Origin of the sequence: Streptomyces odontotermitis (assembly GCF_050510915.1) — a bacterium.
Lineage (GTDB): Bacteria > Actinomycetota > Actinomycetes > Streptomycetales > Streptomycetaceae > Streptomyces.
On the sequence record NZ_JBNJLS010000022.1, the window covers coordinates 130321 to 156721 of the forward strand.

Below are 26401 nucleotides of genomic sequence, written 5' to 3' on the forward strand. Positions count from 1 at the left end.
CCATCGCGCTCTCGTTCTAGGGGGACCCCCAAAGTGACCACTCCGCCGCCCCACGGCCAGAACCCGTACCCGCCCCAGGGCCAGAACCCCTACGGCCAGCCGCAGGGCGGCGTCCCGTACGGCCAGCAGGCTCCCACCGCCCCGTACCCCGCGCAGCAGGGCCAGCCGGGCATGCCGCAGCAGCCGTATCAGCAGTTCCCCCAGGGGGGCCCGGTACCGCCGCCGGCTCCGGCGCGGCCCCGTCGCTCGTTCAAGACCTACCTCCGCGCCGGAGCCGTCGTGCTTGGCCTCATAGCGCTCGGGGTCGGCTGGCTGGCCAGCCGGGACGATGCAGAAACAGCCGCGGTCGGCGACTGCATGCACCGGGGCAGTTCTGACGACAGCCACCCCGACCTCGAAGTTGTCGGTTGCGACGACTCCAAGGCGCAGTACAAGGTGCTCGCCAAGATTGAAGGCACCTACACGGGCCTCCTGGCCGACAGCAAGTGCAAGGCCGAGGCCAAGGACTTCCAGTACGCCTACACGCAGTCGGGTAAGGGAACGGACTTCGTGCTCTGCCTCAAGGACTACAAGCAGTAGGCGTTCGAAGCGCGGAGGGGGCGTTGTTTCACGTGAAACAACGCCCCCTCCGCCCTGTCTGGGTGGCTGGTTGTTTCACGTGAAACAACCAGCCACCCACCAGCGTCAGCCCTCCGGCTGCTCCGCCCACCACCCCTTGAGCGCAGCCACCGCCGCATCTCGCTCCATCGGCCCGTTCTCCAGCCGCAGTTCCAACAGGAACTTGTACGCCTTGCCGATCACGGGGCCCGGCCCCACATCCAGGATCTGCATGATCTCGTTGCCGTCGAGGTCCGGGCGGATCGAGTCGAGTTCCTCTTGTTCCTGGAGCCGGGCGATGCGCTCCTCCAGGCCGTCGTAGGCCCGCGACAGCGCGTTGGCCTTGCGCTTGTTGCGGGTCGTGCAGTCGGAGCGGGTGAGCTTGTGAAGGCGGGACAGCAGCGGGCCCGCGTCGCGGACGTAGCGACGTACGGCCGAGTCCGTCCACTCGCCTGTGCCATAGCCGTGGAAGCGCAGGTGGAGCTCGACGAGGCGCGAGACGTCCTTCACGAGCTCGTTGGAGTACTTGAGCGCCGTCATGCGCTTCTTCGTCATCTTCGCGCCCACCACCTCGTGGTGGTGGAACGAGACCCGGCCGTCCTGTTCGAAGCGGCGCGTCCTCGGCTTGCCGATGTCATGCAGCAGGGCGGCAAGACGCAAGGTCAGGTCGGGGCCGTCCGTCTCCAGGGCCATCGCCTGCTCCAGGACGATCAGCGTGTGGTCGTAGACGTCCTTGTGCCGGTGGTGCTCGTCACGCTCCAGGCGCAGAGCGGGGAGCTCGGGCAGGACGTACTCCGCGAGCCCGGTGTCGACCAGCAGCGCCAGGCCCTTGCGCGGGTGAGCGGAGAGGATCAGCTTGTTCAGCTCGTCCCGCACCCGCTCCGCCGAGACGATCTTGATTCGCTCGGCCATCGCCTTCATCGCGGCGACGACCTCCGGGGCGACCTCGAAGTCCAGCTGAGCGGCGAAGCGTGCCGCACGCATCATCCGCAGCGGGTCGTCGGAGAAGGACTCCTCGGGGGTGCCGGGGGTGCGCAGGATGCGCTGTGCCAGGTCTTCGAGTCCCCCGTGCGGGTCGATGAACTCCTTCTCCGGAAGCGCCACCGCCATCGCGTTCACGGTGAAGTCACGGCGGACGAGGTCTTCCTCGATGGAGTCGCCGTAGGACACCTCGGGCTTGCGCGAGGACCGGTCGTACGCCTCGGAGCGGTACGTCGTGACCTCGATGTCGAAGCGCTGCTGGGTATCTCCGACGCGGGCGTCCTTCTGGCAGCCGACCGTGCCGAAGGCGATCCCGACCTCCCACACCGCGTCCGCCCACGGCCGCACGATCTTGAGCACGTCGTCGGGGCGCGCGTCCGTCGTGAAGTCCAGGTCGTTGCCGAGCCGGCCGAGGAGCGCGTCCCGGACCGAGCCGCCGACCAGAGCAAGGGAGAACCCGGCCTCCTGGAAGCGGCGGGCCAGGTCGTCCGCGGCGGGGGAAACGCGCAGCAGTTCGCTGACCGCACGGCGTTGCACCTGGCTCAGTTCAGTGGGGTTGTCCTCAGGGACGTCATTGGCGTTCGGCACAACAGAAAAGGGTACGTGCCCCGAACCCCCAAGGCCGACCGGATTCCCTGGGCGTCCCCGAGGCCGCTGTCCCACCCCGACCAGGTCGTCCGATCATGTGGAGCAGTCCGCGGCACTTCGCCACAGCGCGCATCGTTACCATGCGTGGACGCACAACCGACGACCACTGACGACGACGAGGGACGGGCGAACGCGTGGCCGAGGCGGCAGACAACCCGGGGACGAGTCCCGCACCTGCCCGCCGCTGGCTGCGGCGCACGGCGGCATTGCTGGCAGGCGCCCCCCTGCTGGCCGGACTGCTCCAGCTCCCGGCCACTTCCCCCGCGCACGCCGAGGTGCCCACCGCGAAGGCCGACGCCACCGGCTCCAAGACGGTCGACGTCTCCCTGAACAAGCTCACGCCCTCCGCCCCCGTGGACGGCGACTCCGTCACCGTCTCCGGCACCATCACCAACGACGGCAAGCAGACGGTCACAAAGGCCCAGGTCGGCCTGCGCGTGGGACCGGCTCTGAACAGCCGTAGCCAGATCGACAGCGCCGCCAAGCGCACGGGCTTCCTTCCGGGCGCCGACGGCACGGAGGTCGGCGGCAAGTACGTCCAGAAGTTCGCCAAGCTGGCGCCCGGCGTGCCCCATGACTTCAAGATCTCCGTTCCGGTCAAGGACCTCGACCTGGGTGCCGACGGTGTCTACCAGCTCGGCGTCGCGCTCACGGGCCAGACGGCCACCCAGCCGTACCCGCAGGTGCTCGGCATCGAGCGGACCTTCCTGCCGTGGCAGTCCGAGCCCTCCGAGACGAAGACCAAGACGACGTATCTGTGGCCGCTGACCTCCCGGATCCACCTCACGGCGGAGACCGGCTCGGACGAGGAGCAGACGCCGGTCTTCAAGGACGACGACCTCGGCAAGGAACTCGCCCCCGGCGGACGCCTCGAGCAGATGCTCTCCCTGGGCCGCGACCTCGACGTCACCTGGGTCATCGATCCGGACCTGCTGGCCGCCGTCGACGCCATGACGGACAGCTATCGCGTACAGAGCGAGGACGGGAAGGCCCTCACCGCGGGCAAGCACCAGGCGGACGCGAACCGCTGGCTCAATGAGCTGGAGCAGACCGTCCAGGACAAGAAGGTCGTGGCGCTGCCCTACGCGGATCCCGACATCGCCTCCCTCGCGCACAACGGCAAGGCGGTCACCGGCTCCCTCGGCCACCTGAAGGGGGCCACCGACGTCGGGGCCGACGCGGTGGAGACGATCCTCCACGTCAAGCCGAGCTCCGACTTCGCCTGGCCCGCGGACGGCGCGATCGACCCGTCGATCGTCGACGTGGCCACCTCGGCCGGCGCCCACACCGTGATCTCCCGCAGTGACAGCCTGCGGGAGACCGGCGGCCTGCTGTACACGCCCACAGCGGCCCGCCCCATCGGTGGCGGGACCACGGCCGTCGTCGCCGACGCGCGGCTCTCCACGGCCTTCCAGGGCGACATGACGGACGCCGAGGACTCCACTCTCGCCGTCCAGGAGTTCGTCGCCCAGAGCCAGATGATCACGCTTCAGGACCCGGAGAAGCAGCGCAGCATCGTCGTCGCCCCGCAGCGGATGCCCACCGCGAGCCAGGCCCAGGCCATGGCGAAGGCCGTCGCCGCGCTCGACGACGGTGGCTGGTCGGAGCCCCAGGACCTGACCGCGGCGGCCAAGGCGAAGCCGGACCCCGGCGCCACCACGCAGGTGCCCTCGACGGCGGCCTACCCACAGTCGCTGCGCAAGCAGGAGCTGCCGCGCAAGGCGTTCGAGACCATCCAGAACACCCAGGACAAGCTCGATCGCTTCAAGGTGATCCTCAGCGAGCCCGACCGCGTCGTGACCCCCTTCGGGCGGGCCATAGACCGTGAGATGGCCACGTCCTGGCGGGGCCGCCCCGGCGCGGCGGAGGACTACGGCACGAGCGTCGAGAACTACCTCGGCAAGCTCACCGAGCAGGTATCGCTGATCAAGAAGTCCGACGCCCAGCTCTCCGGGCGCAGCGCGACCATCCCGGTCACGGTGCAGAACAACCTGGTACAGAACGTCGACCATCTCGTCCTGCGCCTGACGTCGACGAACCCGACCCGCCTGAAGATCGGTGACGGCCCGTACCAGGAGCAGCAGGTCAAGATCTCCGGCGGGCACAGCCAGTCGGTGAAGTTCACCACGACCGCCAACGCCAATGGCCCGGTCCCCGTGTTCGCCCAGCTCTACACGGAGGACGGGCAGCCGTACGGTGAACCGGTCCGGTTCGACGTCAACGTCACCGAGATCACCCTGACGGTGATGCTGGTCATCGCCGGCGGCATCCTGCTGCTCGTCCTCGCCGGATTCCGCATGTACACCCAGCGCAAGCGCGCGGCTCGGGAACGCGCCGAACAGGGCGCCGCCGAGGGTCCCGACGGGGAATCGGGGACCGCTACCGGGGAAGACGACCCCGAGCAGCCGAGTGACCCGACACCGGACACCGCTCCGGAAAGCACCGACCCGTCCGACACGGGTGAGAGAGTGGACCGTTGAGCGAAGTCGTGGCCCGTGGGCCCGGGGACGATGAGGTGGGGTAACCATGAACGCGCCGTACGACGGTGACCGCGGCCAGGGCGCGGGCGGCTCTGCCTCGGCCGGGGGCCCGCCTCCCGGCCCCCATGAGAACGGCCAGGTTCCACAGCAGCCCGCACCGGACGCCTACCTCCAGGACGCCTACGCCCAGGATCCCTACCGGGCGCAGGACCTCTCCGCTCAGGACCCGGTGACCGAGGCGCTCTACGACCGCGCCGCGCACCCCCCGCCGCCCCCGGGGACGTATCAGCAGCAACAGCCTCTCTACGCCCAGCCGCCCTCGCCGCAGCACGCCCCCGACCCCCGGGTGTGGGCCCAGACCCCGCCACCCGAGCCGGAGGGGCCGACCCGGCACCTCCCGTACGGCGACGACGCCCGCACGACGCAGTTCGTCGGCGTGGACGACCTCGTGACACAGGCCGGGGAGGACCGTCAGGAGCCGGACGCCTTCGCTCACCTCTTCCGGGACCAGCAGCCCGGCGGGTACCGGAGCCAGCCGACCGGCTACCCCGCCCAGGGCTACCCGGCTCAGCAGGGCGTCGGCTACCCGGCTCAGCAGGGCGGCTACCCCCAGGGCGAGGGCTACCCCCAGGGCGAGGGCTACCCGCAGCACAACGGCTACCAGCAGCCCCAAGAGGGCTACTCGCCGGCCGAGCCCCCCGGTGCCCCGACTCCTCCGGTTCCCGCCCCCGCGGCCGCGCCCAAGAAGTCGGGCGGCCGCGCCTCGAGCCTGCTGAAGTCGAGCGCCGTGATGGCGGCAGGCACCATCGTCTCCCGCCTCACCGGCTTCCTGCGGACGCTGGTCATGGCCGCCGCGATCGGTGTCGGCCTGCTCAACGACTCGTACCAGGTGGCCAACACGCTGCCGACGATGATCTACGTCCTCGTCGGCGGCGGCGCCTTGAACGCCGTCTTCATCCCGCAGCTCGTGCGTGCCATGAAGAACGACGACGACGGTGGCGAGGGCTACGCCAACCGACTGCTCACCCTGGTGATGGTCCTGATGGCGGGCGTGACCGTCATCTGTGTGGTGGCGGCGCCGCTCTTCGTCCGCATGATGTCACCGACGATCGCGGACGACCCCATCCGCATGGACGTCACGGTCACCTTCACGCGCTTCTGCATCCCGACCATGTTCTTCATGGGCGTGCACGTCGTGCTCGGGCAGATCCTCAACGCCCGCGGCCACTTCGGCGCGATGATGTGGACCCCGGTCCTCAACAACGTCGTGGTCATCGCCACCTTCGGCGCCTTCATCTGGGCCTTCGGCGGCTTCACCGAGTCCGGCGTCACGCCGTCCAACATCACGCCGGACGGCGTACGCCTGCTGGGTCTCGGCACGCTGCTCGGCCTGGTCGTACAGGCCCTGGCGATGCTTCCGTACCTGCGCGAGGCGGGATTCAGGCTGCGGCTCCGGTTCGACTGGCGCGGCCACGGCCTCGGCAAGGCTGCCCGGCTCGCGAAGTGGACCTTCTTCTTCGTCCTCGCCAACCAACTCGGCATGGTCGTCGTCACCCAGCTCGCCACCAGCGCCGGCACGACGGCGGCCCACGAGGGCCACGCGGGCACCGGCATCACCGCGTACAACTACGCGCTGCTGCTCTGGCAGATGCCCCAGGCCATCATCACGGTCTCGGTGATGACCGCGATCCTGCCCCGCATCTCCCGCTCCGCCAACGACGGTGACCCCGCCGCAGTCCGCGACGACCTCTCCCACGGCCTGCGCACCTCGGCCGTGGCGATCGTGCCCTGCGCCTTCGCCTTCCTCGCCCTCGGCGTGCCGATGGCGACCCTTCTGTACTCCGGATCCGGTTCGGGCGCCCAGAACATCGGCTACACGCTGATGGCTTTCGGACTCGGCCTGATTCCGTACTCCGTGCAGTACGTCGTCCTGAGGGGCTTCTACGCCTACGAGGACACGCGGACGCCCTTCTACAACACGGTCATCGTCGCGCTCGTCAACGCGGCGTCGTCGGCGATCTGCTTCCTCGTCCTGCCCGCCCGCTGGGCTGTCGTCGGCATGGGCGCCTCCTACGGCCTCGCCTACGCGGTCGGGGTCGGTGTGGCCTGGCAGCGGCTGCGCAAGCGGCTGGGTGGCGACCTGGACGGCGCGCAGGTGGCTCGTACGTACACCCGGCTGATCGGCGCCTCGGTCCCGGCGGCCCTCGCCGGCGGCGCCGTCGGCTTCGCGATTCTCAGGGCGCTGGGCACCGGGGCCATCAGCTCGCTCGCGGCGCTGGTCGTCGGCGGAGTGGTTCTCGGCGGAGTCTTCTTCGTCGCCGCCCGGAAGATGCGCATCGCGGAGCTCAACTCCATGGTCGGCATGGTCCGCGGGCGCCTCGGCCGCTGACTTCACGGGGTTCGCACAACCATCGTCGGCCACCGCGTGTCGTGCATAGCGCCGGACTGTGGGCACAATTGGCTTTGGCGTCTGACGAAGCGCAACGGATGGGGAGGCAGGAACGACGGTGGCGGAACGGAGCACGGCTGCCGTCGACGTGGCAGACAACAGCGGCGACGAGCCGCTGACCGCAAAGGCGGAGCAGGCCACGGCCGACGGGGTGGCCCAGACCCGGGAGCGGGACACGGCAGTAGACGAAGAAGCAGCAGAGACGGACGAGCCGACGAGTCCCAAGGCGGCCAAGCCTCCCGAGCTGCACAGCGGCCACAAACTCGCCAGACGCTATCGGCTCGAGGAGTGCGTCACCCGTCTGGACGGTTTCAGCAGTTGGCGTGCGGTGGACGAGAAGCTCCGCCGGGCCGTCGGCGTGCACCTGCTGCCCGCCGACCACCCACGGGCCCGCTCCGTCCTGGCGGCGGCCCGTTCCTCGGCGCTGCTCGGCGACCCGCGCTTCGTGCAGGTCCTGGACGCGGTCGAGGAGAACGATCTCGTCTATGTGGTCCACGAGTGGCTGCCGGACGCCACCGAGCTCACGGCGCTCCTTGCCGCCGGCCCCCTCGAAGCCCACGACGCCTACCAGCTGACGAGCCAGGTCGCCCAGGCCATGGCGGCGGCGCACCGTGAGGGCCTGGCCCATCTGCGGCTGACGCCGAGCGCCGTGCTGCGCACCTCGTCAGGGCAGTACCGCATCCGCGGCCTCGCTGTGAATGCCGCGCTGCGCGGCATCAGCTCCGACACCCCGCAGCGCACCGACACAGAGGCGATCGGCGCACTCCTGTACGCGGCGCTGACCCAGCGCTGGCCGTACGAGGACGACGCGTACGGCATGTCCGGGCTGCCCAAGGGCGTGGGCCTCATCGCCCCCGACCAGGTGCGCGCAGGCGTCCACCGCGGTCTCTCGGAGCTCGCCATGCGGGCGCTCGCGAACAACGGCGCCACGGCCTCCCGCCACGAGTCGCCGTGCACGACGCCGGAAGAGCTGGTGAAGGCCGTCGGCGAGATGCCCCGCATCCGGCCGCCGGAGCCCACCTTCACAGCACCGCCCGAGTATCAGCGCACCACCTACCAGCAGGGCACGTACGGACGTCCCGCCGCCCATCCTGGCGTCGCGCAGCCCGTTGCGGTGCCTCCGCCCCCGCTGCAGAGCCGCACCGGCAAGGCTCTCAAATGGGCGGTCTCCGCGCTGCTGATCGCCGCCCTCGGATTGGGCAGCTGGCAGCTGGCAGACGCCCTCATGGACCGGGACAGCTCCGGTTCTGGCACGCACCAGACGTCCGGGGACGGCGAGAAGAACAAGCCGAAGCCTGGGAAGCCGATCGAGGTCGCCGACGCCCAGGTGAGCGGCATCGGTGCCGAGGTGAAGCAGTCCACCGAGGGCGGCTCGACGCTCTGGCGCACCTCGACGTTCAACGAAGGGCCGCCGCTCGCCCCGTTCAAGCCGGGCGCCGGTATCATCTACGACCTCGGCTCGGCCAAGCACCTCTCGGACGCGTCGATAGAACTCCTCTACAAGGGGGATTACACCGCGATCTCGCTGTACGCGGCGGATTCACCGTCTCCTTCCGGGCCGGTCAACTCGATGAAGAAGATCGGCACGGGCAAGACGTCCGGCACCACCTTGAAGATCAAGGGTGACTCCGCTGTGAAGACGCGGTACGTCCTCCTCTGGATCACAGCGGTCCCGCACGTCGACTCCGAGCAGTACCGGCGCGCCGGCTACCGGCAAGCCGTCAAGGACGTGCAGTTCAAGGGCTTCACCAGCTAGGGCCACGGGCTCACCACGGGGAGGGGGTTCGAGATGGACAACGCCGAACACGGCGCTCTGAACGATCAGGACCTCCTGGCCCGCCACGTGGCCGGCGACAAGGACGCCTTCAGCGAGATCGTCCGGCGCCACCGCGACCGACTGTGGGCGGTTGCCCTGCGCACCCTGGGAGACCGCGAGGAGGCCGCTGACGCGGTCCAGGACGCCCTGGTCTCCGCCTACCGCGCCGCACACACCTTCCGCGGCCAGTCGGCCGTCACGACGTGGCTGCACCGCATCACGGTGAACGCCTGTCTCGACCGGGCCCGCAAGGCGGCCTCCCGGAAGACCTCGCCCGTCGACGACACCGAGCGGCTCGAGCAGCTCCTCGAACCCCATGAGTCGGCGGCCGCTCCCGCCGAACGCAACGACCTCCACCGTGAGCTCCTCGAAGCGCTCGGCACCCTGCCCCCCGACCAGCGGGCCGCTCTCGTCCTGGTGGACATGCAGGGCTACCCCGTGGCCGAGGCAGCCCGCGTACTCGATGTCCCGACGGGAACGGTGAAGAGCCGCTGCGCCCGGGGCAGAGCCAGACTCCTCCCCCTGCTCACGCATCTGCGTACGGAACCTCCGGCACGCGGAGACGACAGCGGGGACACGGCGGGCGGAAGAAATCCCGGCCCAGGAAGGAACCGGACGCAGGGGACATCCGTCCCACCGGCAGCGAACCCCCGGGGTTCAGGACCAAGTGATGCGGCTTCAGTGAAGGGCGGAGGTGGGCGAGCGTGACGACGACCGACTCGGCCGGGCACCCGGACGTCGCCGAGATCTCCGAGCTCACCGAGGGCCTGCTCCCTCCGTCCCGCAGCATCGACATCCGTCGGCATCTGGACGACTGCGCGCTGTGCACGGATGTCTACGACTCGCTGGAAGAGATTCGCGGGATGCTCGGCACTCTGCCCGGGCCGTCGCGCATGCCCACTGATGTCGCTGAACGCATCGACGCGGCCCTCGCCGCCGAGGCGCTGCTCGACGCTTCCACGGTCGATGCCTCCGACCTGACAGAAACCACGCCAGGGGAGCGCGGGCCGTCGTCGGAGCCGGAGGAAACGCCCGACGGCCCTGCATCCGCGCCCGCACCCGTCACGCATGTTTCACGTGAAACAGCGACTCCCGCCGCCACCGCTGGCGGGTCCGCAGCCGACCGACCCGCTGGGCATCCTCGTGCCGCTACGGGCCCAGGTCGGCGTCAGGAGCGTCGGAGCGGCCGTGCCGGGCGTCGCCGCATCACCGTGCTGGGCGCCGTCGTGGCGGCGGCCGCCATCGGGCTCGGCACTCTGTTGGTGCAGAACATGGGTGAGGACGGCTCGAAGGGTTCGCAGACCGAGACGCAGGCAGCAGATCCGCACGCGTACTCCACGGGCAGGCTGCAGGGCCAAGTCCACGATCTGCTGACCAAGAGCGGCGCCCCGGACAAGTCCTTCGACGTCCGCTCCAGCCCGCGCACACCGAAGTCGAACTCGCCGAGGCGGGAACAGCCCCCCGTCACCATCCCCGACTGCATCAACCGCAGCATCGACGGCAAGGCACCGCTCGCCGCCGAGCGGGGAACATACGAGGGGAAGACCGCCTATCTGGTCGTGGTCGACCACGCCACAGACAGCAGCAAGGTCTCGGCCTACGTCATCGATGCCGCCTGCGCTGACAAGCCCTCGTCGGACACCTCTCGGGGCAAGGTTCTGCTGACGCGGTCCTACTCTCGTAGCTGATCCTTCGAAGGCTTGGAATTTCTGGCTGACTGACACGCTTCCGTACGCTCGGACCCGTCGGGAATGCACGCCCCGTAGGATCCGTTGGGTGGGGTGAGAGTCCTGAGAAGGGCACCCGCCAGCAGTACGCAGCAGTCGCCAGAGACGAGGAATCAAGCCGTGACCGACGTCCGTAACGTGATCATCATCGGCTCCGGGCCCGCCGGCTACACGGCGGCGCTCTACACCGCGCGCGCGTCGCTCAAGCCGCTGGTGTTCGAGGGCGCCGTCACCGCCGGTGGTGCGCTGATGAACACCACCGATGTGGAGAACTTCCCGGGCTTCCAGGACGGGATCATGGGCCCCGAGCTCATGGACAACATGCGTGCCCAGGCCGAGCGCTTCGGCGCTGAGCTGGTGCCGGACGACGTCGTCGCCGTCGACCTCAGCGGCGAGATCAAGACCGTCACGGACACCGCGGGCACCGTGCACCGCGCGAAGGCCGTGATCGTCACCACCGGCTCGCAGCACCGCAAGCTCGGCCTGCCGAACGAGGACGCGCTCTCAGGACGCGGCGTCTCCTGGTGCGCGACGTGCGACGGCTTCTTCTTCAAGGACCAGGACATCGCCGTGATCGGTGGTGGCGACACCGCGATGGAGGAGGCCACCTTCCTCTCGCGCTTCGCCAAGTCCGTCACGATCGTTCACCGTCGTGACAGCCTCCGTGCCTCCAAGGCGATGCAGGAGCGCGCCTTCGCCGATCCCAAGATCAAGTTCATCTGGGACAGCGAAGTCGCCGAGATCAAGGGCGACCAGAAGCTCTCCGGGCTGACGCTGCGGAACCTCAAGACGGGTGAGACGTCGGAGCTGCCGGTGACGGGCCTCTTCATCGCGATCGGCCACGACCCGCGCACGGAGCTCTTCAAGGGCCAGCTCGACCTGGACGACGAGGGCTACCTGAAGGTTGAGGCCCCCTCGACCCGTACGAACCTCACGGGCGTCTTCGGCGCCGGTGACGTGGTCGACCACACCTACCGCCAGGCCATCACGGCGGCCGGTACCGGTTGTGCCGCTGCCCTCGATGCCGAGCGCTTCCTCGCCGCCCTCGCGGACAGCGAGGCCACGGCAGCCACTGTCTGACAACCGATCATCCTCCCCACCGCACAACCCAGTTAGGAGCCCGTCGTGGCTGACCTGAAGAACGTGACCGACGCTTCCTTCGAGGCGGACGTCCTCAAGAGCGACAAGCCCGTACTGGTGGACTTCTGGGCCGCCTGGTGCGGCCCGTGCCGCCAGATCGCTCCGTCCCTCGAGGCCATCGCCAAGGAGCACGGCGACAAGATCGAGGTCGTCAAGCTCAACATTGACGAGAACCCCGGCACGGCTGCCAAGTACGGCGTCATGTCCATCCCGACGCTGAACGTGTACCAGGGCGGCGAAGTCGCCAAGACGATCGTCGGCGCCAAGCCGAAGGCCGCGATCGAGAAGGACCTGGCGGACTTCATCGCCGACTGACCCGCGGCGCTGTTTCACGTGAAACACGAATGGGCCAACCCCCCGTGGGTTGGCCCATTCGTCGTTCACAGCGGTCGCAGTGCCGGTTCCTTCTGAACGGCACCCAGCAGCCGGTCGATCGCCAACTCGACGTCTTCCTTCCAGGAGAGCGTCGTACGCAGCTCCAGCCGCAGTCTCGGATACGCGGGGTGCGGCCTTACCGTCTTGAATCCCACGGCCAGCAGATGGTCGGCGGGAAGCACACAGGCCGGCTTCTCCCACCGCGCGTCTCCGAATGCCTCGATCGCCTTGAAGCCTCTCCGCAGGAGATCCTTCGCCACCGTCTGGACCATGACCCGGCCGAGCCCCTGCCCCTGGTACCCCGGCATGATCCACGCAGTCATGAGCTGAACGGCATCGGGCGACACAGGACTTGTGGGAAAGGCAGTGGACCGCGGGACATACGCCGGCGGTGCGTAGAGCACGAAACCCACCGGCACATCATCGACGTACACCACCCTGCCGCAGGACCCCCACTCGAGCAGGACAGCGGAGATCCACGCCTCCTTCTCCAGCTCTGGGGTACCCGCCTTTACCGCAGCCTGGCCACTGACCGGGTCCAACTCCCAGAAGACGCACGCACGGCAGCGCTTGGGAAGGTCCGGAAGGTTGTCCAGCGTGAGCGGTACGAGCCGACGCCCCATGAAGGCGGATCCTCACTTCCTTCGCCGGCCGCGTCGCGAGCGGCTGTCAGAGCGCTCCGTTCCTTGAGCAAGCTGCCGACGAAGCCTCCAACCGCGCCCAGCCCAAGGCCCGCGGTCATCAGTCCGGTGCGGCTCACCGATCGCATGGCCCCTGCCTCCCCATGAGGTGCCGTCGGGTGGATGCGCCATACCCGAACGCATCGTATCCACGATGCGATTGCATCGATACCGTAAGAAAGCAAAGAGCGAGCCGTGTTCCGGTACACACCGGACACGGCTCGCTCTCACAGGATGGCCGGACGCCCCTCAGGACGCCCCGATCCCTCAGTCCTCGGCCGACTCGTCGGGGGCGTTCTCGTCGAGCCCACTCCTCAGGACCGGTCCTTCACCCGGGGCCAACGTGGCGAGGATGCGTTCCAGATCCTCCAGCGATGCGAAGTCGACGACGATCTTGCCCTTCTTCTGCCCCAGGTCTACCTTCACCCGGGTCTCGAAGCGGTCGGAGAGCCGTGTCGCCAAACTGGTGAGCGCTGGCGAGACTCGGGTGCCGGCGCGCGGCCCCTTCGCCTTCGGGGCGCTCTGGGGACGCGAACCCATGAGGGTCACGATCTCTTCGACAGCCCGCACCGAGAGCCCTTCGGCCACGATCCGGTGGGCCAGACGGTCTTGCTCCTCCGAGTCCTCCACGGCGAGGAGCGCTCGCGCGTGTCCCGCCGAGAGCACCCCAGCAGCAACCCTCCGCTGCACGGCCGGAGAGAGCTTCAGCAGCCGCAGCGTGTTGGACACCTGCGGGCGGGAGCGCCCGATCCGGTCCGCCAGCTGATCGTGCGTGCAGTTGAAGTCCTTGAGCAGCTGGTCGTAGGCGGCCGCCTCTTCCAAGGGGTTCAGCTGCGCCCGGTGCAGGTTCTCCAGGAGCGCGTCCAGGAGGAGCTTCTCGTCATCCGTGGCCCGGACGATCGCGGGGATGCGCTCAAGCCCGGCCTCGCGGCAGGCACGCCAGCGCCGCTCGCCCATGATGAGCTCGTAGCGCGAGGGACCCAGCTGCCGTACGACGACCGGCTGGAGGAGGCCGACTTCCTTGATGGACGTGACCAGTTCGGCGAGGGCGTCCTCGTCGAAGACCTCACGTGGCTGCCTCGGGTTGGGCTTGATGAAGTCGAGCGGCAGCTCCGCGAAGTGAGCCCCGGCCGGACGCTCCAGCTCCTCGACCGGCGCGCTCGTCGGCTCCTCAGCCTCCGGGGGAACAGGGCTCTGCGGCAGGGATGCCACCTTGGCCGCCGCGACGCCACGCTCCGCGGTGAGTACCGGCACCGCGGTCGGCGAGGTCGACGCTCCGCCGGCTGCAGGGGTGGTCGGCTTCTCGCCCGTCGGGGCCGCAGGGATCAAGGCGCCGAGGCCACGCCCCAGCCCTCTCCGTCGCTCGCTCACTGCATCCCCTCCGTCATGCTCTGCTGGTCGTTCTGAGCGCCCGTGTGGGCATGCTGCACGTCGTAACGGACGCCCACCCCGCGCAGCGCAATCTCGCGAGCGGCCTCGAAGTACGAGAGGGCACCGCTTGAACCGGGATCGTAAGTCAGGACTGTCTGCCCATAGCTCGGCGCCTCGGAGATACGGACCGAGCGCGGGATGCTCGTCCGCAGCACCTCCTCACCGAAGTGGTTGCGCACCTCGTCGGCGACCTGGGAAGCGAGCCGGGTCCGGCCGTCGTACATGGTGAGCAGGATCGTCGACACATGCAGGCTGGGGTTCAAGTGCCCCCGCACCAGGTCGACATTGCGGAGAAGCTGGCCCAGCCCCTCAAGTGCGTAGTACTCGCACTGAATGGGGATCAGGACCTCGGCCCCGGCGACCAACGCGTTGACCGTCAGCAGGCCGAGGGACGGCGGGCAGTCGATGAGGATGTAATCCAGCGGCTGCTCATACGCCTGGATCGCCCGCTGCAGTCGGCTCTCACGCGCCACGAGCGACACAAGCTCGATCTCCGCACCGGCGAGATCGATCGTGGCGGGGGCGCAGAAGAGACCTTCGACATCCGGAACCGGCTGGACGACTTCGGCGAGTGGCTTGCTCTCCACCAACACGTCGTAGATGGAGGGGACTTCGGCGTGGTGGTCGATCCCCAGTGCCGTGGAGGCATTGCCCTGTGGGTCGAGGTCAATCACCAGGACACGCGCACCGTGCAGGGCGAGGGATGCGGCAAGGTTGACGGTCGTCGTCGTCTTGCCCACTCCGCCCTTCTGGTTGGCCACCACCATGACTCGGGTCTGCTCGGGTCGCGGCAGGCCCTCGCCCGCGCGGCCGAGAGCTTCCACCGCCAGTTGGGCGGCTCGACCGATGGGGGTGTCGTCCATCGGGGTCGGTGTTTCACGTGAAACATCCTCCCCCGCCGACTCGGTACGGGGACCGGGGACCGGATCGGTCATCGGTCCCGCGATGTTGGCGTCGGACCGCAAGGATTCACTCTCCTCGACTTCAGGCTCGCAATGAACAGAGCCTCCCATGCTTTCGGGGTCGTGAACCAGCGAGGCCCGGTCTTCTGTGGACGAATCCACCTCTGTGGACAACTCCGCTCCCTTATCGAGGGAACCGAGTGGCCTGCGGTCGCGAGGTTCAGCAGCGCGGCCGCGACTGATGATGCCATGCAGCAGTGAGCGACGTTTCACGTGAAACACGATGCATAGTCGTTCGCGCCGCACCCCGGCGACACTCCGGTATGCGTACGTTTGCCTGCTTGTGTGGAGTATGGATTCCTGACGTCGGACGATCAGCGACGACGTCGAGTCCGGCCCGTCCGGGCTGCCTTGGCCCGCTTGGCCGCGAACCGCACACCGCCCGGGCTCTCCCCGACCTCGACCCGGACCACCGTGGACAACGGGTCCACGATGCCCTCACCGACGTGCAGCACCGAGGTGTTCACCGAGCCGAGCTTGCTCAGGGCGGCGCTGGCGGCCTTGACCTCTTCCTCGGCCGTGTCGCCCTTGAGTGCCAGCATCTCTCCGTACGGGCGGAGGAGAGGAACGCCCCACGCCGCGAGACGGTCGAGCGGGGCTACGGCACGTGCGGTGACCACATGGACGGGTGGGAGCTTGCCCAGGACCTCTTCGGCGCGGCCGCGCACGACCGTCACGTGATCGAGGCCGAGGAGCTCGACCACTTCGGTGAGGAAGTTCGTACGCCGCAGCAGTGGTTCCAGCAGCGTGATCTTCAGGTCCGGGCGGACGAGCGCCAGGGGGATACCCGGAAGACCGGCGCCCGAGCCGACATCGCACACCGTGACGCCCTGCGGCACGACCTCGGACAGCACGGCACAGTTCAGGAGGTGCCGCTCCCAGAGCCGAGGCACCTCACGAGGGCCGATCAGCCCACGCTGCACTCCCGCGTCGGCCAGCAGCTCCGCGTACCGGACGGCGTCCGGGAAGCGCTCGCCGAATACTGTCCTGGCCTCTTCAGGCGCTGGGGGGAGCTCCGCTGCCTCCGACACAGGGGTCGTCCTTCCGTACCGCGCTACCGCACAGGGTCGCTGACTAACAGGCTGACAAAGACCGGCCCCGTCTGCGAACAGACGGGGCCGGAAGAACTACCTACCGAATCAGGCGGGCAGTACGACGACGAAGCGCTGCGGCTCTTCGCCCTCGGACTCACTGCGCAGCCCGGCGGCCTTGACCGCGTCGTGCACGACCTTGCGTTCGAAGGGCGTCATCGGCTTGAGCTTCACCGGCTCGCCAGAGCTCTTCACCTCGGCCGCGGCCTTGGCACCCAGCTCGGAGAGCTCCTGGCGCTTCTTGGCGCGGTAGCCCGCGATGTCGAGCATCAGGCGGCTGCGGTCACCGGTCTCACGGTGAACGGCGAGCCGCGTCAGCTCCTGGAGCGCCTCCAGGACCTCGCCGTCACGACCGACCAGCTTCTGCAGATCACGGCTGCCCGAGTCGCTGATGATCGAGACTGCGGCCCGGTCCGCCTCGACGTCCATGTCGATGTCGCCGTCGAGATCGGCGATGTCCAGCAGACCCTCGAGGTAGTCCGCCGCGATCTCACCCTCCTGCTCAAGGCGGGTGAGGGTGTCGCCGGCCTCAGCTGCGGCGGAGGTGGTGGTGCCTTCCGTCACGGGATGGACTCCTTCTACTTCTTGGAGGACGGGTGCTTGGGCCGCTGCTGGCCCTTGCGCTGTCCGGACTTGGCTTTGCTGCGGGTGCCGGAGCCGGGCTTGGAGCCGCCCTTCGGCTGGGCCTTCGCGGGGGCGTCCTTGGCGGCTGCGTCCTGAGGCTCCTTCTCCAGGGATGCCTTGGTGGACGTGTCGGAGCCGGAGTCGTCGGCCGACTTGGCAGCGGCGTCACTCTTGGCCGCTCCCGACGTCGTGGCGGACTGCCGCTGCGACTTGCTCTGCCGCTTCGGCTGCTGCCGCTTCGGAGCTCCGCCACCCGCGGTCGGCGTGCCGTCCTCGTTCTCGGTGGCGACCGCGGAGTCGCTGACGATCACGGTGCCGTCAGCCTGGGCGACAAGACCCGCCTTGCTCAGGCCGTTGATGAACTTCCGCTCGAACTCGTTGCGGTCGCGGCCCTTGGCGACGATCGCCTTGACGACGTTGGTCTCGCGGCGGTTACGCGTCTTCTTGGAGTGCGTGACGTGCTTCTGCAGGCGCTCCAGGAACGCGGCCTGGGCCTTGGAGCCCGGGGTCGGGTTCTGGTGGATGACGTACATCTGCTGACCCATGGTCCACACGTTGGTGGTCAGCCAGTAGACGAGGACACCGACCGGGAAGTTGATACCGAAGACGGCGAACATGACCGGGAAGACGTACATCAGCATCTTCTGCTGCTGCATGAACGGCGTCTTGACCGTCGTGTCCACGTTCTTCGTCATCAGCTGGCGCTGCGTGTAGAACTGCGAGAACGACATCAGGACGATCATGATCGCGGTGACCACGCGAACGTCCGTCAGGGAAGCGCCGAGCGCCTCGACCTTGGACGGGCTGTCCATGAACTTCGCGGCCAGCGGGGCACCGAAGATGTGCGCCTTGCGCGCGCTCTCCAGGAGCGGGCCGTCGATGAAGCCGATCTCCTTGCCCGTGGCGATGCCATTGAGCACGTGGTACAGGGCGAAGAAGAACGGGGACTGCGCCAGGATGGGAAGGCACGAGGAGAGCGGGTTGGTGCCCGACTCCTTGTAGAGCTTCATCATCTCTTCGGACTGGCGCTGCTTGTCGCTCTTGTAGCGCTCCTGGATCTTCTTCATCTCGGGCTGCAGCGTCTGCATCGCCCGAGTCGCCTTGATCTGCTTCACGAAGAGCGGGATCAGACAGATTCGGATCAAGATCACCAGGGACACGATGGACAGGCCCCAGGCCCAGCCCGTGTCAGGACCGAAGACCTTCCCGTACAGCGAGTGGAACTGGACGATGATCCATGAGACGGGCTTCGTGATGAAGCTGAAGAGACTGGCAATCGTGTCCACTAATCAGGCTCCTTGAGCATGGGACGGGGTCTCGGTCTCGGCGGCCGGGCTCGGGGGAGCCGGGGGAAGGTTCCCGGACGGCACGCCAGCGGCGGAGGTCCCGCCCTTGCGTTCGCGCCAGGCGGCGCGCAGCATCTCGTGCCACCGCGGGCGCTTGCGCGGCGGAACATGGTCGACACCGCCCAGGGACCACGGATTGCACCGCAGGATCCGCCAGGCAGTGAGCGCTGTTCCCTTGATCGCACCGTGCCGGTCGATGGCCAGGTAGCCGTAGCGGGAACACGACGGGTAGTACTTGCACACCGGGCCGAGAAGTGGACTGATCGTCCACTGGTACAGCTTGATCAGCGCCAGCAGCGGGTACTTCATCGCGCGCCCCCTCCCAGTAGCCGCGCCAAGGCGGCGTCCAGGTCTCGGGCCAGCTGTGCGTGGTCGGCGTCGCCCGCACCGGGCAACGCGCGTACGACTACCAGGCTACCGGGGGGCACCAAGGCCAATCGGTCACGCATCAGGTGTCGAAGCCTGCGCTTCACGGTGTTGCGTACGACCGCCCCGCCCACAGCCTTGCTCACGACGAAACCCGCACGCGTCGGGGGAACGCTCTCCCCCGATACGTGCGGGTCCGTTGCACCGCTGCTTAGGTGGACGACGAGGAGCGGGCGTCCGGCCCGGCGTCCTCGGCGAACCGCGGTCGCGAAGTCCTCGCGCCGCCTCAGCCGATGCTCGGTAGGCAGCACGACGGCATGACCTGACTGCGGTCAGGCGGACAGGCGGGCGCGACCCTTGCCACGGCGGGACGCGAGAATCGCGCGGCCGGCACGGGTACGCATGCGCAGCCGGAAGCCGTGGGTCTTGGCGCGACGACGGTTGTTCGGCTGGAAGGTGCGCTTGCTCACTCGGGGGCTCCAGAAATGATTCGTAGATGGCGGGACATCGCCTGGCTGTCACCGTGCGCCCACGAGTAGCTCGCAATACGCCCGAGTGCACCGCTAAACGATCACAGAAAGTGATCTTGCCCATCGGAGGCAGGCGGCAGCAGCCATCGACAACTCGACCTGGTTACGGTACGCGGGGCTACGCCATCCGGTCAAACCGGCCGTCAGGGCGAGACACTGTGCACAGCCTGTGGACAACAACTTGAACCGCACCCGTTGCCCTGACTACCGTGGCTGAACTCCGATTCGTTCCCTTCCCCCTGCCCATCCCGATTTCCGTCCCAGGAACCACACCTTCGTGGGACCCCGTGAGAGAGCGTGCCCTGTGGCTGACGTACCTGCCGATCTTGCCGCAGTGTGGCCACGAGTTCTGGAACAGCTGCTCGGCGAGGGACGCGGACAGGGTGTCGAGGCGAAGGACGAGCACTGGATCAAAAGGTGCCAGCCCCTGGCGCTTGTCGCGGACACCGCCCTGCTCGCCGTGCCGAACGAATTCGCCAAGGGTGTCCTCGAAGGACGCCTCGCCCCGGTGGTCAGCGAGACCCTGAGCCGTGAGTGCGGCCGGCCGATCCGCATCGCCATCACCGTCGACGACTCGGTCGGCGAGCCGGCCCCCCCGGCGCCCCCCGTGCAGCAGCAGCCCGCGCCGCAGCTCCCGCAGCGCTACGAGGAGCCGGAGCTGCCCCCCGCCTCCGGCCAGCGCCGGGACACGTACGAGAAGCACGAGCCGTACGAGAACCACGAGCCGTACGAGACCTACGGCCACCGCCCGGCGGACGAGCAGGGCGGCGGTGCGCGGAACGACTCACTGCCGACCGCCCGCCCCGCCTACCCGGACTACCAGCGGCCCGCGCCCGGTGCCTGGCCCCAGCAGGAGCCCCAGGACGACTACGGCTGGCAGCAGCAGCGGCTCGGCTTCCCCGAGCGCGACCCGTACGCCACGCCCGCGCAGCCGCCCCAGCGCGACTACCGGACCGCGCCGCAGCAGGACCACTCGCCCTACGAGCGCGACCGCCCCCCGTACGACCAGGAGCGCCCGTCGTACGACCAGGAGCGCTCCCCGTACGACCAGCAGCGCCAGGCGCCGCGGCAGGAGCCGCAGGGACGGCAGCCTTCGCGGGAGCACACCGACCGCCGTGAGCGGCACGAGCTGTCCCAGTCCGCCAACGGTCCGGGCGGCCACGTCGACCCCCGGGGCGGTGCCCCCGGCCCGCTGGCCGCGCAGCCCGCTCCCGCGACCGGGCCGGGTGAGCCCACCGCGCGCCTCAACCCCAAGTACCTCTTCGACACCTTCGTCATCGGTGCGTCGAACCGATTCGCGCACGCGGCCGCCGTAGCCGTCGCCGAGGCGCCCGCGAAGGCGTACAACCCCCTGTTCATCTACGGGGAGTCGGGACTCGGCAAAACGCATCTGCTGCATGCGATCGGGCACTACGCCCGCAGCCTCTATCCCGGCACGCGGGTGCGGTACGTGAGCTCCGAGGAGTTCACCAACGAGTTCATCAACTCCATCCGCGACGGCAAGGGCGACAGCTTCCGCAAGCGGTACCGCGAGATGGACATCCTTCTTGTCGACGACATCCAGTTCCTCGCGGACAAGGAGTCGACGCAGGAGGAGTTCTTCCACACCTTCAACACGCTCCACAACGCGAACAAGCAGATCGTGCTCTCCAGCGACCGGCCGCCCAAGCAGCTGGTGACCCTGGAGGACCGGCTGCGCAACCGGTTCGAGTGGGGACTGATCACGGACGTCCAGCCGCCCGAGCTGGAGACCCGTATCGCGATCCTTCGTAAGAAGGCGGTGCAGGAGCAGCTCAACGCGCCTCCGGAGGTGCTCGAGTTCATCGCGTCCCGCATCTCGCGCAACATCCGTGAGCTGGAAGGGGCGTTGATCCGGGTCACGGCGTTCGCCTCGCTCAACCGGCAGCCCGTGGACCTGGGGCTCACGGAGATCGTCCTCAAGGACCTGATCCCGGGCGGCGAGGACGCGGCTCCGGAGATCACGGCGACGGCCATCATGGCGGCCACCGCCGACTACTTCGGGCTCACCGTGGACGATCTGTGCGGATCCTCGCGCAGCCGCGTCCTGGTGACAGCCCGCCAGATCGCCATGTATCTGTGCCGGGAGCTGACCGACCTCTCCTTGCCAAAGATCGGCGCCCAGTTCGGCGGCCGCGACCACACGACCGTCATGCACGCCGATCGCAAGATCCGGGCGCTGATGGCCGAGCGGCGCTCCATCTACAACCAGGTCACCGAGCTCACGAACCGCATCAAGAACGGCTGACGGGCCGCCGTCGGGACCGTCGGCAGAAGCCTTCGAAGGGCGCTCCGGATCAACTTCCGGGGCGCCTTTCGGCGTTGTCCGGGGCCTGCGTCCGCAGCCGGTGTTCGAATCTGTCCGGGGTTACGCCTGTTCTCCACAGATCTGCGGACTTTCTGGCGTCCACACCCTGGGGACCGCCAAGTTGTCCAGACCGTGTCCACAGACGATCCTGCTGAAAGGTCATCAACCCAGGTCAGCCGCTTGTGGATTCGTGGACGAAGACTCTCCACAGCCTGTGGAAGAGATCTTCGTCCACAGGCTGTTCAAAACGTTGTCCACCGGCGGCCCACAGGCTGTGGCTCGTTGTCCCCAACTTTGGTCAGCTTCTCCACACGGCTGTCCACTGTTCGGCAACGCAACGCGCCCTCTCACCGTGTCGAGTGAAAGGCGTCACACCAAGGGGGTCGGTTGGCCTGTGGGGAAGCTGGGTAAAGCTGGGGACAGCGCTGGGGAGAAGTGGCCCCTGCCTGTGCATCGGGTGTGCAGAACTTTCCCCCGTCCACAGAAACCGCAGGTTGTCCACCGCTGGCGCCCACAGGTGCCGTGGATAAAAAACCGGCCCTGACCTGCGCATTCGCTGTTATCCACGGTTTCCACAGGCCCTACTACTACTCCCAACTAGAGAGTCCTGGGATTTCGTTTGGAAGTGGGGTCTGTGCACAACTCGAGCTCGCTGGGCCCGACACCTCTCGGCACGACTTGACCCCGACCGGCACCGACTGTCAGTGCGGTGCGTCAGACTGGTCCCCGGTGCCAGCAACAGCAGGAGGGCGGCTAAGTGAAGATCCGGGTGGAACGCGACGTACTCGCGGAGGCGGTGGCCTGGGCGGCTCGCAGTCTCCCGGCCCGGCCGCCTGCGCCCGTCCTCGCGGGCCTGCTGCTGAAGGCCGAGGACGGCGCACTGAGCCTGTCCAGCTTCGACTACGAGGTCTCGGCCCGTGTCTCCGTGGACGCGGAGGTGGATGAGGACGGCACGGTCCTCGTCTCCGGCCGTCTCCTCGCCGACATCTGCCGCGCCCTCCCCAACCGCCCCGTGGAGATCTCCACAGACGGTGTGCGGGCGACGGTGGTCTGTGGCTCCTCGCGATTCACACTCCACACACTCCCTGTGGAGGAATACCCCGCGCTGCCGCAGATGCCGACGGCCACGGGCACGGTCCCCGGTGAGGTCTTCGCCTCTGCCGCCTCCCAGGTGGCCATCGCGGCCGGGCGTGACGACACGCTGCCCGTCCTGACCGGCGTGCGCATCGAGATCGAGGGCGACACGGTCACCCTGGCCTCCACCGACCGCTACCGCTTCGCGGTCCGCGAGTTCCTGTGGAAGCCGGAGGACCCCGAGGCGTCCGCGGTGGCCCTGGTGCCCGCCAAGACGCTCCTGGACACCGCGAAGGCGCTCACGAGCGGCGACACGGTCACCCTGGCGCTCTCCGGCTCTGGCGCGGGCGAGGGCCTCATCGGCTTCGAGGGTGCCGGCCGGCGTACGACGACGCGTCTGCTCGAGGGCGACCTGCCGAAGTACCGCACGCTTTTCCCGACGGAGTTCAACTCCGTCGCGGTGATCGAGACGGCCCCGTTCGTCGAGGCGGTCAAGCGCGTGGCCCTCGTCGCCGAGCGCAACACCCCGGTCCGGCTCAGCTTCGAGCAGGGCGTGCTCATCCTGGAGGCCGGCTCCAGCGACGACGCACAGGCTGTGGAAAGGGTCGACGCCCAGCTCGACGGCGACGACATCTCCATCGCCTTCAACCCGACGTTCCTGCTCGACGGCCTGAGCGCGATCGACTCCCCGGTCGCCCAGCTCTCGTTCACGACGTCCACGAAGCCCGCGCTGCTCAGCGGCAAGCCCGCCCTCGACGCCGAGGCGGACGACGCGTACAAGTACCTGATCATGCCTGTACGTCTGAGCGGCTGAGCCCACAGGTGTGTGCGTGCGTCCGGGCGTAGGCTCGGACGCAGGTACGAAAGTGCCTGCAACGCCACATCGCTACTTAAGGAAGACCTCTGATGGAGCTCGGTCTCGTCGGCCTCGGCAAGATGGGCGGCAACATGCGCGAGCGGATCCGCCGCGCAGGCCACACCGTCATCGGATACGACCGCAACCCGGACGTCGCGGATGTCCACAGCCTCGAAGAGCTTGTGGGCAAGCTCAAGGGCCCGCGCGTCGTGTGGGTGATGGTCCCCGCCGGGGCCGCGACCCAGTCCACGGTCGACGAGCTCGCCGAGCTCCTGTCGCCCGGCGACGTGGTCGTGGACGGCGGAAACTCCCGCTGGACGGACGACGAGAAGCACGCCGAGGAGCTCGCCGCCAAGGGCATCGGCTTCGTCGACTGCGGCGTCTCCGGCGGCGTCTGGGGCCTGGAGAACGGCTACGCCCTGATGTACGGCGGCGACGCCGAGAACATCGCGAAGGTCCAGCCGATCTTCGATGCCCTGAAGCCCGAGGGCGACTTCGGCTCCGTCCACGCGGGCAAGGTCGGTGCGGGCCACTTCTCCAAGATGGTCCACAACGGCATCGAGTACGCGATGATGCAGGCGTACGCCGAGGGCTGGGAGCTCCTCGAGGCAGTGGACTCGGTCACCGACGTCCGCGAGGTCTTCCGCTCCTGGCAGGAGGGCACGGTCATCCGCTCCTGGCTGCTCGACCTGGCGGTCAACGCCCTGGACGAGGACGAGCACCTGGACAAGCTCCGGGGGTTCGCACAGGACTCCGGAGAGGGCCGGTGGACTGTGGAGGCGGCGATCGACAACGCCGTGCCGCTGCCCGCGATCACCGCGTCCCTCTTCGCGCGGTTCGCCTCGCGCCAGGAGGACTCCCCGCAGATGAAGATGGTCGCGGCGCTGCGCAACCAGTTCGGCGGGCACGCCGTCGAGAAGAAGTAATCCACACGTTCCACAGATCCACGGATTCGGTGGGCACGGGCAGCGGCCTTGTCCACACCCTGGGGGAGGTCGGTCACGACCATGCACGTCACGCATCTGTCGCTGGCCGACTTCCGCTCGTACGCCCGGGTCGAGGTACCTCTCGATCCGGGCGTCACCGCGTTCGTGGGGCCCAACGGCCAGGGTAAGACGAACCTGGTGGAGGCCGTCGGCTATCTGGCCACGCTCGGCAGTCACCGGGTCTCCTCCGACGCTCCTTTGGTGCGCATGGGCGCCGACCGCGCCGTCATCCGGGCCGCGGTGCGCCAGGGCGAGCGGCAGCAGCTGATCGAGCTCGAGCTCAACCCCGGCAAGGCCAACCGTGCCCGCATCAACAGGTCATCGCAGGTCAGACCGCGTGATGTGCTGGGGATCGTGCGGACGGTGCTGTTCGCGCCCGAGGACCTCGCGCTGGTCAAGGGCGACCCCGGGGAGCGGCGGCGCTTCCTCGACGAGCTGATCACGGCGCGCTCCCCGCGTATGGCGGGCGTCCGGTCCGACTACGACCGTGTCCTGAAGCAGCGCAACACCCTTCTCAAGTCCGCCGCCCTGGCCCGCCGCCACGGCGGCCGCTCCATGGACCTGTCCACGCTCGACGTCTGGGACCAGCACCTCGCGCGCGCGGGCGCCGAACTGCTCGCCCAGCGGCTCGACCTGATCGCGGCGCTCCAGCCACTGGCCGACAAGGCGTACGAGCAGCTGGCGCCCGGCGGCGGCCCCCTCGCCCTGGAGTACCGGCCCTCTTCGCCGCAGGTCGTCGGGCAGACGCGCGAGGAGCTGTACGAGCAGTTGATCGCCGCCTTGGTGGAGGCGCGCAAGCAGGAGATCGAGCGGGGCGTGACCCTGGTCGGCCCGCACCGCGACGAGCTGCTGCTCAAGCTCGGCGAGCTCCCGGCGAAGGGCTACGCCTCGCACGGGGAGTCCTGGTCGTACGCGCTCGCGCTGCGCCTGGCCTCGTACGACCTGCTGAGGGCCGAGGGGAACGAGCCGGTCCTGGTCCTCGACGACGTCTTCGCGGAGCTCGACGCGCGCCGGCGCGAGCGGCTCGCGGAGCTGGTGGCCCCGGGCGAGCAGGTGCTCGTGACGGCGGCGGTGGACGACGACGTTCCGGGTGTGCTCACCGGTACGCGGTACGCGGTGTCGGACGGTGCGGTGGAGCGCGTATGAGTGCCGAGAGTGCTGAAGGACCCCACAAGGAGACACCCGGTATCTCCGGTTCCGGTGCTGGTTCTGCTTCCGCGGATGCCCCGAAGACTCCCGAGCCCTCCGGAGTCGACCTCGCCCGGGTCGCGCTGCGCGCCGCCAAGGAGCAGGCACGCGCGCGTGGGGCGGCGGCACAGCAGAAGAAGCAGGCGCGGCGCGGCGGGCTGCGGTCCGGGGCGCGCGCCGACGGGCGCGATCCGCTGCCGCTCGGCTCGGCCATCAACCGCTTGATCACCGAGCGTGGCTGGGAGACCCCGGCAGCCGTGGGCGGCGTCATGGGGCGCTGGCCGCAGATCGTCGGCGAGGACCTGGCCCGGCACTGCGTCCCGCAGAAGTACGACGAGGACGACCGGGTCCTGACGGTGCAGTGCGACTCGACGGTGTGGGCGACGCAGCTGCGGCTGATGGCTCCGCAGCTGGTCGCGCGGCTGAACGAGGACCTGGGGCACGGCACCGTACGCCTCATCAAGGTCCTCGGCCCCGGTGGTCCCGCGAGGCGCTTCGGGCCCTTGCGCGCACCGGGCAGCACGGGTCCCGGTGACACCTACGGATGAGGTCGTCGGCGGCGGTAGCTGGGGGTTGACGTCCCGAAGCGCTGAGTGCCGCTGTGAGCCTCTCGGAGCCCGGGGCCGCATATGGGGAGTCGGCTGAGGCCGGTTCAGGGCGGCACATGAGGACTCAGGTACCGGCAAACCCCCATCACTGTCAGCGCTACCGGTAGACTGGAAGCTAAT

The 26401-nt window shown here is 68.7% G+C and carries 23 protein-coding genes; 13 read left to right on the top strand and 10 right to left on the bottom strand.

Annotated features, from left to right (window positions below):
• Positions 1-33: 33 nt before the first annotated feature.
• Complete coding sequence (locus ACQB60_RS38345) at positions 34-579, top strand: LppU/SCO3897 family protein (RefSeq protein WP_496930709.1); 546 nt, start codon at positions 34-36, stop codon at positions 577-579.
• A 105-nt stretch (positions 580-684) separates the two neighbouring features.
• Here ACQB60_RS38345 and ACQB60_RS38350 read toward each other — a convergent pair whose 3' ends face one another.
• On the bottom strand, positions 685-2166 hold the full coding sequence (locus ACQB60_RS38350) for a CCA tRNA nucleotidyltransferase (RefSeq protein WP_496930710.1): 1482 nt from the start codon (positions 2164-2166) through the stop codon (positions 685-687).
• A 194-nt stretch (positions 2167-2360) separates the two neighbouring features.
• Between ACQB60_RS38350 and ACQB60_RS38355 the strand changes: the two genes are divergently transcribed.
• The 7 genes from ACQB60_RS38355 (at position 2361) to trxA (ending at position 12153) form a co-directional block, all read left to right on the top strand.
• The gene (locus tag ACQB60_RS38355; RefSeq protein WP_496930711.1) at positions 2361-4706 is read left to right on the top strand and encodes a DUF6049 family protein; all 2346 of its coding nucleotides are present in this window, start codon (positions 2361-2363) and stop codon (positions 4704-4706) included.
• A 46-nt stretch (positions 4707-4752) separates the two neighbouring features.
• The gene (gene murJ, locus ACQB60_RS38360; protein ID WP_496930712.1) at positions 4753-7095 is read left to right on the top strand and encodes a murein biosynthesis integral membrane protein MurJ; all 2343 of its coding nucleotides are present in this window, start codon (positions 4753-4755) and stop codon (positions 7093-7095) included.
• 118 nt (positions 7096-7213) lie between these two features.
• Positions 7214-8911 carry a protein kinase family protein gene (locus ACQB60_RS38365; RefSeq protein WP_496930713.1) on the top strand — a complete coding sequence of 566 codons (1698 nt, stop codon included), beginning with the start codon at positions 7214-7216 and terminating at the stop codon, positions 8909-8911.
• A gap of 33 nt (positions 8912-8944) precedes the next feature.
• Entirely contained in the window at positions 8945-9679 is a 735-nt protein-coding gene (sigM, locus tag ACQB60_RS38370; protein WP_496930714.1) for an RNA polymerase sigma factor SigM, read from the top strand.
• Complete coding sequence (locus ACQB60_RS38375) at positions 9676-10659, top strand: RsmA family anti-sigma factor (protein ID WP_496930715.1); 984 nt, start codon at positions 9676-9678, stop codon at positions 10657-10659. Before sigM ends, ACQB60_RS38375 begins: the two co-directional genes overlap by 4 nt.
• 159 nt (positions 10660-10818) lie before the next feature.
• Positions 10819-11778 (top strand): thioredoxin-disulfide reductase, encoded by a 960-nt coding sequence (trxB, locus tag ACQB60_RS38380; RefSeq protein WP_496930716.1) that lies wholly within the window; start codon positions 10819-10821, stop codon positions 11776-11778.
• A 45-nt stretch (positions 11779-11823) separates the two neighbouring features.
• Positions 11824-12153, top strand: coding sequence for a thioredoxin (gene trxA / locus ACQB60_RS38385; protein WP_384829200.1), 330 nt, complete (start codon positions 11824-11826; stop codon positions 12151-12153).
• Positions 12154-12218: 65 nt separating this feature from the next.
• Here the strand turns inward: trxA and ACQB60_RS38390 are convergent, their stop codons facing one another.
• From ACQB60_RS38390 to rpmH, 9 genes are all read right to left on the bottom strand, one after another.
• Positions 12219-12836, bottom strand: a complete 618-nt coding sequence (locus tag ACQB60_RS38390; protein ID WP_384829202.1) for a GNAT family N-acetyltransferase — start codon at positions 12834-12836, stop codon at positions 12219-12221.
• Positions 12837-13160: 324 nt separating this feature from the next.
• On the bottom strand, positions 13161-14264 hold the full coding sequence (locus ACQB60_RS38395) for a ParB/RepB/Spo0J family partition protein (RefSeq protein WP_496930717.1): 1104 nt from the start codon (positions 14262-14264) through the stop codon (positions 13161-13163).
• On the bottom strand, positions 14261-15337 hold the full coding sequence (locus ACQB60_RS38400; protein WP_496930737.1) for a ParA family protein: 1077 nt from the start codon (positions 15335-15337) through the stop codon (positions 14261-14263). The genes ACQB60_RS38395 and ACQB60_RS38400 overlap by 4 nt, the downstream gene beginning before the upstream one ends.
• A gap of 263 nt (positions 15338-15600) precedes the next feature.
• Positions 15601-16317, bottom strand: coding sequence for a 16S rRNA (guanine(527)-N(7))-methyltransferase RsmG (rsmG, locus tag ACQB60_RS38405; protein WP_384829206.1), 717 nt, complete (start codon positions 16315-16317; stop codon positions 15601-15603).
• A gap of 108 nt (positions 16318-16425) precedes the next feature.
• Entirely contained in the window at positions 16426-16941 is a 516-nt protein-coding gene (locus ACQB60_RS38410; protein WP_496930718.1) for a Jag family protein, read from the bottom strand.
• 14 nt (positions 16942-16955) lie between these two features.
• Positions 16956-18287 carry a membrane protein insertase YidC gene (gene yidC, locus ACQB60_RS38415; RefSeq protein ID WP_496930719.1) on the bottom strand — a complete coding sequence of 444 codons (1332 nt, stop codon included), beginning with the start codon at positions 18285-18287 and terminating at the stop codon, positions 16956-16958.
• Positions 18288-18290: 3 nt separating this feature from the next.
• A complete protein-coding gene (gene yidD, locus ACQB60_RS38420) occupies positions 18291-18656 on the bottom strand; it encodes a membrane protein insertion efficiency factor YidD (RefSeq protein ID WP_496930720.1) in 366 nt (121 codons plus the stop codon).
• Positions 18653-19024 carry a ribonuclease P protein component gene (gene rnpA, locus ACQB60_RS38425; RefSeq protein ID WP_496930721.1) on the bottom strand — a complete coding sequence of 124 codons (372 nt, stop codon included), beginning with the start codon at positions 19022-19024 and terminating at the stop codon, positions 18653-18655. The genes yidD and rnpA overlap by 4 nt, the downstream gene beginning before the upstream one ends.
• A 21-nt stretch (positions 19025-19045) precedes the next feature.
• Complete coding sequence (rpmH, locus tag ACQB60_RS38430; RefSeq protein WP_003949374.1) at positions 19046-19183, bottom strand: 50S ribosomal protein L34; 138 nt, start codon at positions 19181-19183, stop codon at positions 19046-19048.
• Positions 19184-19547: 364 nt separating this feature from the next.
• Here rpmH and dnaA point away from each other — a divergent pair, with 364 nt between their 5' ends.
• The 5 genes from dnaA (at position 19548) to ACQB60_RS38455 (ending at position 26221) form a co-directional block, all read left to right on the top strand.
• Positions 19548-21509, top strand: a complete 1962-nt coding sequence (dnaA, locus tag ACQB60_RS38435; protein WP_496930722.1) for a chromosomal replication initiator protein DnaA — start codon at positions 19548-19550, stop codon at positions 21507-21509.
• 817 nt (positions 21510-22326) lie between these two features.
• Positions 22327-23457: a DNA polymerase III subunit beta gene (gene dnaN, locus ACQB60_RS38440; protein ID WP_384829218.1), complete on the top strand. Its 1131-nt coding sequence runs from the start codon at positions 22327-22329 to the stop codon at positions 23455-23457.
• Positions 23458-23549: 92 nt separating this feature from the next.
• Positions 23550-24425 (top strand): phosphogluconate dehydrogenase (NAD(+)-dependent, decarboxylating), encoded by an 876-nt coding sequence (gene gnd, locus ACQB60_RS38445; RefSeq protein ID WP_496930723.1) that lies wholly within the window; start codon positions 23550-23552, stop codon positions 24423-24425.
• Between the two features lie 81 nt (positions 24426-24506).
• Entirely contained in the window at positions 24507-25631 is a 1125-nt protein-coding gene (recF, locus tag ACQB60_RS38450; RefSeq protein WP_496930724.1) for a DNA replication/repair protein RecF, read from the top strand.
• Positions 25628-26221, top strand: coding sequence for a DciA family protein (locus tag ACQB60_RS38455; protein WP_496930725.1), 594 nt, complete (start codon positions 25628-25630; stop codon positions 26219-26221). The genes recF and ACQB60_RS38455 overlap by 4 nt, the downstream gene beginning before the upstream one ends.
• Positions 26222-26401 lie beyond the last annotated feature (180 nt).